We start from the raw sequence: 11,931 nt of genomic DNA, 5'->3' as shown, positions 1-11,931 counted from the left end.
ATATCGCGCCGGTTGTCGGTGAAAATACCATGGTGATGCCGGTTCTCAACGCATGAAACACATGGAGACGCTGAGTCTGCGTTTCGGCGAGCACGCCCTGATCGGCGGATTATGCAAAATCAACGCAACGCTGGATGCCGACGGCCATATCCATCAGATGACGCCATTGCACCAGATTATTTATGGCGAACTTTCTGGCGAAAAAACCGAACGCATTCTGAAAGTCGATCAGGCGTTTCAGAGCGCAGGCGTTGAAGCCATCCTTTCTGAAACGATTATCACGGATTTGTGGGAGAAGTGGTTGCTGCTTTCAAGCCTCGGCGCCATCACCTGCACCATGCGCGGAAACATCGGCCAGGTGGCTTCTGCACCGGGCGGAACAGAGTTCGCCCAGGCTATTGTCACGAGGCACTGACCACCATGAAAGCCTTTGGCTACGCGGAACGCGCGGCGGCGGTGGCAAAAGTCAGGGAAGCGGTGACGGATAAAAACTCGCCACAAACCTCGTCCATGTACCGCGATATGATGCAGGAATATCCGATTGAAGCCGATCAGATTGTTGGTGATCTGGTCGAGCGCGCCACGCGTGTGGGATCAGCGTACCGCATCTGCAGGCCGCTTATACACATTTGTGTGTTTATCAGAAGAACTACTTAAAACAGTAAAACCTTTCCGCCTGTTCATGCAAATTTCAACGCTGAACGGGCGCATTCTGTTGAATTACGCTACGAGAAGATTACGTGGAAGCACAATGATGAGAACATCATATTTGCTGACTCGTGGAATGATCGCCAAACTGCATAATTAAAAAGGAGCAAAATGCCCTTAATCATAAAGCCATTTACCCGCCCGAGCCGATTCTGCAAACATTCTCACCGTTAAAGGCTTTCTGATCTTTTCAACATCCTTACGCTTAGCCTTAAACCAGCGAGTTAAAAAAGGAAGTTTTCCCAAGGGAAATAGTGGGACCAATTTACGACTGAAAGATCCACTTTAAAGGTTTTTTCATAGGCTTCGAGAGCACATATGAAATCATCACCCGGAGCAAAATCCTGTAGCTCAGTATCAAACTCAAGCGGCACTTCCCTTTTTAAATCGAAATCGTAGTATCCAGGTATTTCCTCGCGGAACATTAACAAAACTTTTTCTTCCATTAAAAGTACGTCCATTCAATACGATCTTCTGGACGGCGATTAAGTTATATTTCGATCTGGTTTCAGTTGCTACCTGCTGGACTAATATGATTGCCATTGCATATCCAACAAAGGGAACATATCTATCAATCAATGCAGCCCATTTAGTGGTTCTTCGCATAGTCAGAGTATTGAAAGTCTTACCAACCGGCGTCCACGCTTTAAGGCCAAAGGGTAGTTTGGCTTGCTTTAAAAGTGCTCTTGTTAGCTTTGACGCCACGCTGGTTCCCGTTATTGCAGTTACCATTTTGCCCGGAACCGGAATGTAAGGCTGCCCTGTAATAATGAGAACTGTAGCCGTAGTGTCTAAGCCGAGTGGTTCGCTAAGCTTTCAATAAAAATTAACCCGAATAACTCTTGATTACTCAGATTCGCATGACCGTGGTAGAAGTACGTCCCGTTTAGCGTTTCGGTGGTATCCATTTTCCATATCCATTTGATTAGCAGGGCTTTAGAATACTGCTGTATTCATAAGCAGGCAAAGGAATTCTATGTGCGGGCGCTTCACGCAGCAGGAGCCCGCTTACAGTAATAAACATCTGAAAATCAGGCAACTACGACTTTCGATAATTGTACCCCGCTGAACAAAGGAATACTTTGAAGCCTCACTTTTAAAATGGATTTTTGAAAATGGCTATACCAGCTTATTTATGGCTTAAAGACGATGGCGGCGCACTGATTAAAGGCGGTGTGGATGTTATCGGGCGGGAATACAGCATCGAAGTAAAAGGATTCCATCATAATCTGATGACGCCAACTGATGATCGTACAGGGAAAATTACGGGTACACGTATTCATTCCCCTATGATGCTGTGAAAGATTTTGACTGTTCAAGCCCGTATATCTACAAAGCAGTGGTGACGGGTCAATGCCTTGCTTCGGCTGAATTCAAATGGTATCGGATTAATGATGCAGGTCAGGAAGTTGAGTATTTCAACATGCTGTTAGAAGGTGTGCGGATTGTCTCTATTTCCCCAGTAATGGGTCATTCAAGCAATCCTAATGAAAACCATATGGAATCTGTTGAATTACGCTACGAGAAGATTACGTGGAAGCATAACGATGGCAATATCATCTATGCTGATTCATGGGATGACCGCCAGACTGCATAAGAAAAGGGGCTAAGGCCCCTTAATCATATAGCCAACGACCCGCCTTTGCTGATTCGATAATCATCTCGACCGTAAGCGGCTTGTAAACTCGACGTTGTAATTTCTTCCACCATAACCACACAGGCCATTCTGGTTCAAAATAATTATCTAAATTAAAATTATCGTACGAAATACCGTACCGGGTAAACAAATCTACTAACATTTCTTCTAATTCTTCCTGAATAATTAAAATGCTCCTGAAAGGTCCATTCTTTAAGAACTTTTTGCTTCCGTACGCTATATTTATCAGTGATGTAACTTAAAATCTCTTTCTCATCGACCATCAGAAATACGTCCATTCAATACAGTCTTTCGGCCGTGCAATCAGATTATATTTATTCCTGGTTTTTCTGGCTATGATTCCAAATATGATCATGGCAGGAATTGTTCCTCCGACATACGGCGCATAACGCCCGACAGCAGCACCAACACTTTTTGTCATGCGGGTTTTCAAAAACCTACAGGTGTTGCAACTGGTTCAACAAAGCGCATATCTTTAAAAATTCTTCGAGAAAGTTTTGAAGCGACGCTGGTTCCCAGGTTGAATCCCCCAATCCTTCGGTTTTGGAAGAATTGGCCAGCCTGCAATGATCATCGCAGAGGTTTCTATAGCGAGCCCTTGATGCTCAGCAAAGGACTCCGCAAAAATCAACCAAAATAACTCCTGAGCGCTTACATTGGCATGACCATGGTAAAAGTAGGTTCCATTAAGTTCTTCGGTAGTACCATTTTCAATATCCATTTGATTAGCAGGGCTTTAGGATACTGCTGCATTTATCAGCAGGCAATATGCCCCTTGCACTGGATATCATCATTGCTCCTTTCCGTCACGTTAATCGGTCTGTTGATACCAGAACCTTGCAACGGTTACATTGATCCACGCACCCGCGGGCTATTTTCGTGAAGGTAACATCCTGATCAGCGTGTTATCGCGCCGGCGATAGTGATGCCAGAGAGCCGCCAAAGTATGTAATCCGATGAGGTAATACCCCGCATTAGCGAGCCATTCATGCAGCGTTTTTAATAGTTTCTGTAACGGTAAATTCGGAAACACGCTTCTCGGCATAAGGATGTTAAACATCGTCCACTCATGCCGCCATAATATTGTGACAAAATACCCATCACCGGTAAGCTGAGAAACATCAGATATATAAGAATCTGCGCGCCACCTGAAAAATAATGCTGCCAGCGCGGCAACGCTGGTTTGACCGGTGGCGTAACATACATCCCGCGAACAAACAGCCGTATACACATCAGAAATAATACGCAAAATCCCAGACTGTAATGCGTCAGGGCTAATAACTCCCGCAAGGGCGTGCCTTTTGCATACCATCCTTTTATATCCATCGTGGCATAGGTCAATACTACTAAAACAAACACCAGCCAGTGGAGCAAAATTTGAACGGAAGAATATCGGGTACGCATAGCATTTCCGGTAAACGAAGAGACGTTAACCATACTTGCTGAGACTTAAGCTTACATTAAGAGAATGAGCACTAGTGAGAAATGATCGGACGCAGGGTATTACGATGTTAAAAAAGGGAGTTGCGGAATGGGAAAAAGACAAATAAGTGTGTTATCTGCCCTGCTGTTTGCAAGGCAGAAAACACTGAACACATCGGTAGCCTGATTAACGCGCGATCAGAAAACTCTCTAATGTTGCACCGCCATCCAGTGCCGCTTTAATGGCAGAAGGAGTGCGGCCCTGGCCGGTCCAGGTTTTTTTAGAACCGTCGGTATCGGTATACTCATAGATTGCCGGGCGTGGTTTACGCTTAGCTTTACGGATTCTTTGGTTGTCTGGTGACCAGCAGGTCATCAATAGCGATGCCGTCGTTTGCAGCATTTCACGGTATTTCAGTAATTTTTCGTCACGTTCCTGCTGCTGCGCACTGCGCGCTTTCACATTTTCGCGTGATTCTTCAACAATTGCAGTCAGCTTCTCGAGAATTTCTTCCAGAGTGCTGAGTGGCATTTCACGAGCCTGTGCCGAAGTGTACGGATATTATTCAAAACGTTTAACGCGTTGTCCATGATGTGCTCACTTTAGAGGGGTATCATTAAATTAGTGACCCTGATTCTACACAAAGAAATAATGATATCAATTGCGCCAGCATAATATTATTCACCGTGACACAACGGTGGCAGTCGCCACTCTTTTTCTTTAATTGTTAATACCCCCTCTCATAACAACTTGTTGTCGCTGAGTAATTAAAACTTTTACGAAGAAATCACTTTAAACACCTAAAAAACGCCAGAAAAATATTATTAATCACAATTTGCACACTTTGATAATAGTGTCAGTACGTGAATAAACTATGTTGTTATTATGTACAAATTTGTCAAAGTCTGGTCTTTACGTGCGAAGCATTACTCTTTTCTGAATAATCATTTCGGTAAAACGGGTTAGAAAAAGCATCTTCTGCACCATTTTTTAGAAGCAATTAAACAACTCCGACGGCAAAATGAGACTTAAATCACAAAATAAGACCCTGACCGTTATGTTCAAAACCATTTTTGTTGTTTGTGCTGGCTGTGTAGCGCTGAAACTTGCGCTGGACTGGCAGATCATTTTGCAGGTAGCTGAAGGCTGATTGTCAGTTCCCTGGCCATCTTCGCAAACTCAGACAAGTTTCTGGTCAGGATCCCCGCCGCCACACCAGCCAGGTCGTCAGATAACGATAATTGTCAGCCAGCGGCCAGATACTCACCGTACTGCTGCCCGGCATACTTTCCAGCATACTGCGTGGCATCAGCGCCAGTCCGCCACCTGCAATGACGCAGGCCAGCATGCCGTGATAGGACTCCATCTCGTAAATTTTCCCCGGCGCTGCACCATCATCCGCGAACCAGCTTTCAAAATGACGCCGGTAAGAACAGTTGGAGCGAAACGCATACACGATTTCTCCGTTTACGTCCTGCCCGCGTGTGACCGGTGCATGATGCAGCGGCGCGACAATCACCATTTCCTCCGGATATACCGGTACACCATCCAGCACAGGATGCAGAACGGGCCCGTCTACAAATGTTGCTTCCAGCTCACCCTCGAGCAATTTATCCAGCAATTCACCCGACGGACCGGTACTTAGTGCCAGTTCAACTTTGGTGAACTGCTGATGATATTGCGCCAGCAGCGCCGGAATACGCACGGCGGCGGTACTTTCCAGGCGCCCAGTGCGAAAATCCCCTGAGGTTCTGTTCCGGCTACCGACAACCGCGCCTCCTCCACTAAATCCAGGATCCGGTTGTTGTAATCAAGAAAATTACGCCCTGCTGGCGAAAGACGTAACCGCTGATTCTCGCGGATGAATAATTCGACGCCCAGCTCCGCCTCAAGCTGCTTAATGCGTGTTGTCAGATTCGACGGAACACGATGTACCCGCTGTGCGGCGGCACTAATACTGCCGGTTTCAGCAACGGCACGGAACATCTCAAGCTGTGAGAGATTCATAGGTTTTCTCAAAATGTGAATGGTTTACTTATTTTTATTCATTTTTATTAAAACACGCAACCCTCTATTCTGAACGCACTGGTTTAACGAGGAATAAACAATGACGACGACAAATTCGCAAGCACATGCCATTTCGCAAAATCCGTTCACCGGCGAACGTATCGCTGAATATCCTTTTGACACCACGCTGGCACTGGAAGCGGCGGTTTCGCAGGGCAGCGCGGCATTTAAGCAATGGCGCAAAACTGACGTCCAACAGCGGGCAAAGCTGCTGGTCAATCTGGCCGCCGAACTGCGCTCCGCCAGCGAAGACATCGCCCGCATGATCACCCTCGAAATGGGCAAGCCGGTGAAACAGGCACGCGCTGAAGTGGAAAAATCAGCCGGATTGTGTGAGTGGTACGCTAAAAACGGTCCGGCGATGCTGGCACCGGAACCGACGATGGTCGACAACGGCGAGGCGCACATTCATTACAGGCCGTCCGGGATGATACTGGCGATTATGCCGTGGAATTTCCCGGTGTGGCAGATTTTGCGCGGTGCCGTGCCGGCGTTGCTGGCGGGTAACACTTTCCTGTTAAAACCGGCGCCGAACGTGATGGGCACCACGTATCTGGTGAAACAGGCCGCGCTGAAAGCTGGTTTTCCGGCCGGTGTGTTTGGTGTGATTAATGTCGGAAATCCGGCAGTGGCAGAACTGATTGCTGACCCGCGCGTCGTTGCCGTGACGGTAACAGGCAGCGTGCGTGCCGGTGCGGCAATTGCAGAGCTGGCAGGTAAGTCTCTGAAAAAATGTGTGCTGGAACTGGGCGGTTCAGACCCGTTCATCGTACTCAATGACGCAAATCTGGATGAAGCGGTAAAAGCGGCAGTCGCCGGTCGTTATCAAAATACCGGGCAGGTATGTGCCGCAGCCAAGCGGTTTATCGTTGAGGAAGGTGTGCTGGATGCCTTTACGGCAAATTTGTGGCCGCCGCACAGGCGCTGGTGACGGGCGATCCGCTGGATGACTCGACCTATATCGGCCCGATGGCGCGTTATGATTTGCGTGATGAACTGGATAAACAAGTCCAGGATACGCTGGCAGAAGGCGCAACCCTGCTGCTCGGCGGCGAGAAAATTCCCGGAAACGGTAATTTCTATGCACCGACTGTTTTAAGCAATGTGACGCCTGAAATGACTGCATTCCGCCAGGAGCTGTTCGGTCCGGTCGCCGCCATTACGGTCGCGCGCGATGCTGACCATGCCGTCGAACTGGCTAATGACAGCGATTTTGGCCTGACTGCGACCATCTTCACGACTGACCTTGCGCGGGCAGAACAGATGACGAATGAACTGGAAACCGGCGGTGTGTTTATCAACGGTTACAGTGCATCCGATCCGCGTGTTGCGTTCGGTGGCGTGAAAAAAAGCGGCTATGGTCGTGAGCTTTCACACTTCGGTTTACGCGAGTTCTGTAACGTGCAGACCGTGTGGAGCAACCGGAAATAAAACCCGCCGCGCTCCGTAAGGGGTATAAAAGAAAACTCATCCGGGCGCGAAAGTGCCCGTTGTCTTTTCCTTCCTTTTATTCATGTCAAAAATAACGAACCTGTAACGAAATGAAAGCATCCTCTTTTAAAATCGCGTTAATTGTGGCGAAACCCTTCTTAACAGGAAATTAGCAATTAAAGCTAAAGTTCGTCACATGAAAAGGTGTTTATTAATGTTGTGCCGATGAATTGACGGCAACGTAATACCTGATTCAGACATTGAACTCTTGAGGAATAACTCCATGAAAGGCTTAGTAAATGATGTTTTATCCATATTTTATCCGAAGTCTGTTAAGCCTGTTTTGATCCGCAGCGGATTATCACATCGTGAAATAGCCTCCCTGCAAGCTGTTGGTGTAACAACGGTTTCCTGGGCTACCTCCATGGAAGAACTCAACAATGCGATTGTTAAAAAAGCGTTAGATGCCGGTGCGGTCGGTTATCACATTACTAATGTGGAATCCCATAAACCGGGTAAAGAGGAACAACACGTCATGGCGGCCACCGCGACATTTTATCATATCAACCATAAAGTGGCCTATGACTGATGTTTCCTGACAGTTTAAGTAAAATATAATAAGCCGCATACCGGACAGGTCTGCGGCTTTTTTATTTAATTCGCCTTTCAATATCATTTCTCTGAACGCCCTTCTTAATACTCATCCCCCGATTGCGATTGAAACACCCTGACGTCATCCCTTTTGATCTCACCGTAATTAGCCGTTTTTTACTCGCTATTTGAGCAATGGCATTAGGAACATTCTTATAACATTACCAAAACAACCACACCAAAAGACGCCTGCACGTCATAATATCTCAGGGAATTTACATGACTCGCCATCGCCGCGCGACCGGGCACTTTGCCCGTTTTGTCTGCGCTTTTCTTTTGTTATCACTCTTTTCGGTATCCCAGGCCATTGCTCAATCGGCAGGGTGTACGGCGCTGAATAACCGCACGTTTTCTACCGCGAACTTTTCAACTCAGGCTTATCAGGCCAGTCAGTTTGATACCAGTGATACCTTAACGCTGACGTTTTCAGATTCTGGCGCCGGTGTGAACAGCGAGATGACAGATACGGACAGCTTCGGCCTGACGAATTATGCGCAGTCGACATTCTCAACCTACTACGTCACCGGCGGCACGGCAGGTACTCATTCTTACACCGTGACAGGGTCACAACTGGCGAGTGCGGGAGTTCGCTTTCGCATCACCACCAGCCACGGCTACCTGAGCCCTCTCAGCGTTTCCTGTACCTCACCGGTCAGCGCATCCACCGATGCCAGCCTCACGGCGCTGTCACTTTCAACCGGTTCGCTTTCCCCGACCTTTTCCAGCGGGACAACCTCTTACAGCGCAACCGTCGCCAATAACGTGACCAGCATTACGCTGACACCAGTGACCACCGACAGCACCGCAACCGTAAAAGTGAATGGAACTTCCGTCACTTCCGGCAGTGCGTCAGGGGCGATCCCGTTAAGTGAAGGCAGTAACACGATCACCGTCACCGTGACGGCTGCCGACGGCACCACCACGTCCGGCTATTCTGTTCAGGTTCAACGCAACGGTTTAGCACCGGTCGCCGGTTCTGCCAGCGCCAGCGTAGCGTTTAACAGCAGTAATAATACGATTGCCCTGCCCCTTTCCGGTGGCGCAGCGACATTGGTGGCACAGGGTGCGGCACCTGCACACGGTTCGGTCGTATTCTCAGGCTCAACTGCCCTTTATACGCCGCTGCAAAACTATTTCGGTGCGGACACTTTCACGTATACCGCCAGCAACAACTGGGGCACATCCGCACCAGCGACCGTCAGCGTGAATGTCGCAGCACCGGTGATTACGCTGTCGCCTGTCACCTTACCTTCTGCCACATCCGGCACCGCTTACAGCCAGACACTGACGGCAACCGGCGGGTCAGGCAGCTATCAGTTCACGACCGGGGATGCGTTACCTGCCGGATTAACACTGGCATTGAATGGCGAAATTTCGGGAACGCCGACTGCAACGGGCAGCTTTAACGTTACCGTCGTGGCGCACGATACGGCGAATGCTGCCACCGGAAACCAAAGCTATACGATAACCGTTAACGGGCAGGCACCGGTCGCGGGTGTAGTCAGCACCACAGTTGCCGGTAACAGCAGCAACAATGCCATTGTGCCGGCGCTTTCAGGCGGCGTCGCAGCGTCAGTCACCGTTACGACCGCACCGCTTCACGGCACGGCAACGGCTTCGGGTACCTCACTGAGTTACACCCCTGCGCCCGGATATTCAGGTACCGACAGTTTCACTTATACCGCCAGCAATAACTGGGGAACTTCATCCGCTGCAACGGTGAATGTAACCGTAGCCAGCGTGACGCTCGGCTTCACGCCTGCGAGCGGCGCATTACCCGCAGCCACCGCAGGTACGCCGTGGTCGCAGATCATTACTGCCAGCAACGGCAACGCTCCATACACCTACAGCGCATCCGGCCTGCCTGCCGGACTCTCCGTCAGCGCCAGCACGGGTGAGATTTCCGGTACGCCCGCCGCTTCCGGCACTTATGCCATTCAGGTGAGTGCCGCGGACAGTCACGGGATCACCGGCACCGTAAACTACGCACTGACCGTTTCCGGACAGGCACCGGTGGTCAGTGCGGTATCCTCGAGCGTGGCGGCCAATACCAGTGAGAATCTGATCGAGCCGTTGCTGTCGGGCGGCGCAGTCACGTCACTGGCGATTGTGCAGCAACCCGCACACGGCACGGCGCGCATCCAGAACCTAAAAATTCGATATACGCCAGTCGCAGGTTATTCCGGTAGTGACAGTTTCATTTACAACGCTTCCAACAGTTTTGGCGCAGCACAGGCGACGGTCACGCTGAATATCACTGCCGTATCGCTGGCCTTTACGCCTGCCAGCGGCGCGTTGACCGATGGTCGCGCAGGCAAGCCTTATCGTCAGACGTTCAGCGTAACCGGCGGCACGGCACCGTATCAGTACCGCGTGTCAGGGACATTGCCTGCCGGATTAACACTGAGCGGCGACACCCTGAGCGGAACCCCTTCCGCATCGGGAAACAACAGCTTTACGTTGATCGCCACCGACGCCAGCGGCGTAACGGCTCAGGTCGCGTACACGCTAAACATTAACAGCGCGCAGCCGGTGGGCGTCAGCCATGCGGCCTCCGTTCTGGCTGGCAAATCCGTGCGGGTAAACCTGACAGAAAATGCCACCGGCGGGCCGTTCACTGGTGCGCGTCTCGTCGATTCTCCGGCGGTAACGCTCGGCAGTGCGGCACTGGAGCAAAGCGACAACAGTATTTATTTCGACTTCCAGGCTGCGGCTCAGGCTTCCGGCACGGTGGTACTGCGTTATGTGCTGCTGACGCAAGACTCGCAATCTGCGCCAGCGACCGTGACGCTGACCATCGCCGGACGTCCTGACCCGTCCAAAGATCCGGATGTGCTCGGCCTGGTCAGCGCGCAGATTCAGTCGGCGCAAAATTTCGCGCGTGCGCAAATCCGCAACTTCGGCGATCGTCTGGAAACGCTGCACAACCCGGCCAGTGCGCGCAGCGATATGAACGGCATCCGTTTCAATATGCCAGCGTCTAAAAAGGAACGCGGCAACGATGACACGCTGTGGGACACCGCGTGGGAGCACAATCGTCCGCAGCCTGAACTGCCGCAACTGACCGATAAAAACGCCGCGCAGCATCCGCTTAATGGTGCGAACTCGCGTATCAATTACTGGACCGGCGGATTTGTTGACTTCGGCCACTCGGGGAAAGACAGTGTGAGTTTCAGTCACACGCTGGTCGGCATCAGCACCGGCGCGGACTATCAGTTCACCCCGACTTTCACCGCAGGTATGGGGATTGGTTTTGGCAGAGACGTTAGCGATATCGGTGACAGCGGTTCCCGCAGCAACGGTCGATCCATCAGCTCGGCGCTTTATGGCAGCTATCATCCCAGCCGTTTCTTTATCGATGGTTTGCTCGGATACAGCCGTCTGGACTACGACAGCCGTCGTTATGTGACAGAAATGGATCAATTCGCCCGCGGCGACCGTGGCGGTTATCAGGTATTTGGGGCTCTGACATCGGGTTATGACTATCGTCTGCCCGACCTGCTGATTTCGCCATACGGACGCCTGCAATTGTCTCGCACCCGGCTCGACAGCTACACGGAATCCAGCGCCGATGCCTACGATCTGGCTTTCGCCTCCCAGGTGCTGAATGATGTGACCGGCGCGCTCGGCGTTCGCACCCAATACGCACTGCCACTGACGTGGTCGGTGCTGCGCTGGCAAAGTCGTTTCGAATACACGCAGGCTTTCAGCGATCCGGGCCGCGCCCGTCTGGGTTACGCCGATTCCGGCAATGATACGTGGAGTGCGGATGTCTACGGCGACAGTCAGGAAAATCTGGTGTTAGGCATGGGGCTGGATTTCCTGCTGCCGCATAACATCACGCCGGGCATCGCCTATCAGGGCACGCTCGGGCTGGATGAAGCACGCAGCCGCTCACAAATGATCATGATCCGGGTGAACATCGGGTTCTGATAAGGAAGCCAGGCCTGTTTTTAAGTAACCGACTTATGTAACCGACATGGCTCCACCACAC

The 11,931-nt window shown here is 50.6% G+C and carries 8 protein-coding genes and 8 pseudogenes; 8 read left to right on the top strand and 8 right to left on the bottom strand.

Translation table 11 applies throughout. From position 1 onward, the window contains the following. Positions 1-52 precede the first annotated feature (52 nt). The 3 genes and pseudogenes from CKQ54_RS25945 to CKQ54_RS25410 form a co-directional block, all read left to right on the top strand. A complete protein-coding gene (locus CKQ54_RS25945) occupies positions 53-415 on the top strand; it encodes a hypothetical protein (RefSeq protein ID WP_244220303.1) in 363 nt (120 codons plus the stop codon). A 5-nt stretch (positions 416-420) separates the two neighbouring features. Then, on the top strand, positions 421-657 hold the full coding sequence (locus tag CKQ54_RS25940; RefSeq protein WP_244220302.1) for a ketopantoate reductase family protein: 237 nt from the start codon (positions 421-423) through the stop codon (positions 655-657). A gap of 51 nt (positions 658-708) precedes the next feature. After that, positions 709-804, top strand: a pseudogene (locus CKQ54_RS25410) (type VI secretion system tube protein Hcp); the annotation flags it as partial. Between the two features lie 21 nt (positions 805-825). Here the strand turns inward: CKQ54_RS25410 and CKQ54_RS25405 are convergent. Continuing rightward, positions 826-1,169 (bottom strand): annotated as a pseudogene (locus CKQ54_RS25405) (DUF1493 family protein). Continuing rightward, positions 1,154-1,616: pseudogene (locus CKQ54_RS26155) on the bottom strand (STM2901 family protein). Before CKQ54_RS26155 ends, CKQ54_RS25405 begins: the two co-directional pseudogenes overlap by 16 nt. A 207-nt stretch (positions 1,617-1,823) precedes the next feature. On the opposite strand from CKQ54_RS26155, the pseudogene CKQ54_RS25395 reads away from it, so the two are divergent. Continuing rightward, positions 1,824-2,305 (top strand): annotated as a pseudogene (locus CKQ54_RS25395) (Hcp family type VI secretion system effector). A 19-nt stretch (positions 2,306-2,324) separates the two neighbouring features. Here CKQ54_RS25395 and CKQ54_RS25930 read toward each other — a convergent pair. From CKQ54_RS25930 to CKQ54_RS25375, 5 genes and pseudogenes are all read right to left on the bottom strand, one after another. Then, on the bottom strand, positions 2,325-2,507 hold the full coding sequence (locus CKQ54_RS25930; protein ID WP_244220301.1) for a DUF1493 family protein: 183 nt from the start codon (positions 2,505-2,507) through the stop codon (positions 2,325-2,327). A gap of 120 nt (positions 2,508-2,627) precedes the next feature. Beyond that, positions 2,628-3,086: pseudogene (locus tag CKQ54_RS26150) on the bottom strand (STM2901 family protein). Positions 3,087-3,236: 150 nt separating this feature from the next. After that, positions 3,237-3,410, bottom strand: a complete 174-nt coding sequence (locus CKQ54_RS26025) for a cytochrome b (RefSeq protein ID WP_279630534.1) — start codon at positions 3,408-3,410, stop codon at positions 3,237-3,239. Beyond that, the gene (locus CKQ54_RS25380) at positions 3,365-3,769 is read right to left on the bottom strand and encodes a cytochrome b (protein WP_279630533.1); all 405 of its coding nucleotides are present in this window, start codon (positions 3,767-3,769) and stop codon (positions 3,365-3,367) included. Before CKQ54_RS25380 ends, CKQ54_RS26025 begins: the two co-directional genes overlap by 46 nt. A gap of 205 nt (positions 3,770-3,974) precedes the next feature. Continuing rightward, positions 3,975-4,378 (bottom strand): annotated as a pseudogene (locus tag CKQ54_RS25375) (H-NS family histone-like protein). Positions 4,379-4,809: 431 nt separating this feature from the next. On the opposite strand from CKQ54_RS25375, the gene CKQ54_RS26020 reads away from it, so the two are divergent. Beyond that, positions 4,810-4,938, top strand: a complete 129-nt coding sequence (locus CKQ54_RS26020; protein WP_279630538.1) for a hypothetical protein — start codon at positions 4,810-4,812, stop codon at positions 4,936-4,938. Here the strand turns inward: CKQ54_RS26020 and ptrR are convergent. Continuing rightward, positions 4,913-5,795, bottom strand: a pseudogene (ptrR, locus tag CKQ54_RS25370) (putrescine utilization regulator PtrR). The gene CKQ54_RS26020 and the pseudogene ptrR sit on opposite strands and share 26 nt — an antisense overlap. 100 nt (positions 5,796-5,895) lie before the next feature. On the opposite strand from ptrR, the pseudogene CKQ54_RS25365 reads away from it, so the two are divergent. The 3 genes and pseudogenes from CKQ54_RS25365 (at position 5,896) to CKQ54_RS25355 (ending at position 11,870) form a co-directional block, all read left to right on the top strand. After that, positions 5,896-7,286 (top strand): annotated as a pseudogene (locus tag CKQ54_RS25365) (aldehyde dehydrogenase family protein). Between the two features lie 283 nt (positions 7,287-7,569). Beyond that, positions 7,570-7,875, top strand: coding sequence for a YdgH/BhsA/McbA family protein (locus tag CKQ54_RS25360; RefSeq protein WP_112287418.1), 306 nt, complete (start codon positions 7,570-7,572; stop codon positions 7,873-7,875). Between the two features lie 281 nt (positions 7,876-8,156). After that, positions 8,157-11,870, top strand: a complete 3,714-nt coding sequence (locus tag CKQ54_RS25355) for an autotransporter domain-containing protein (RefSeq protein WP_120162900.1) — start codon at positions 8,157-8,159, stop codon at positions 11,868-11,870. Positions 11,871-11,931 lie beyond the last annotated feature (61 nt).

It is taken from the genome of Rahnella variigena (genome assembly GCF_003610915.1).
In the GTDB taxonomy this organism is placed as follows: domain Bacteria; phylum Pseudomonadota; class Gammaproteobacteria; order Enterobacterales; family Enterobacteriaceae; genus Rahnella; species Rahnella variigena.
Note: the sequence above shows the minus strand (reverse complement) of the source record. Positions and strands in the feature narration are given on the sequence as shown.

Coding starts and splice junctions, on each gene's coding strand:
- CKQ54_RS26025 (WP_279630534.1), bottom strand. CDS start 3,410: ATGCCGAGAAGCGTGTTTCCGAATTTACCGTTACAGAAACTATTAAAA.
- CKQ54_RS25360 (WP_112287418.1), top strand. CDS start 7,570: ATGAAAGGCTTAGTAAATGATGTTTTATCCATATTTTATCCGAAGTCT.
- CKQ54_RS25355 (WP_120162900.1), top strand. CDS start 8,157: ATGACTCGCCATCGCCGCGCGACCGGGCACTTTGCCCGTTTTGTCTGC.
- CKQ54_RS25380 (WP_279630533.1), bottom strand. CDS start 3,769: ATGCGTACCCGATATTCTTCCGTTCAAATTTTGCTCCACTGGCTGGTG.
- CKQ54_RS26020 (WP_279630538.1), top strand. CDS start 4,810: ATGAGACTTAAATCACAAAATAAGACCCTGACCGTTATGTTCAAAACC.
- CKQ54_RS25930 (WP_244220301.1), bottom strand. CDS start 2,507: ATGTTAGTAGATTTGTTTACCCGGTACGGTATTTCGTACGATAATTTT.
- CKQ54_RS25945 (WP_244220303.1), top strand. CDS start 53: ATGAAACACATGGAGACGCTGAGTCTGCGTTTCGGCGAGCACGCCCTG.
- CKQ54_RS25940 (WP_244220302.1), top strand. CDS start 421: ATGAAAGCCTTTGGCTACGCGGAACGCGCGGCGGCGGTGGCAAAAGTC.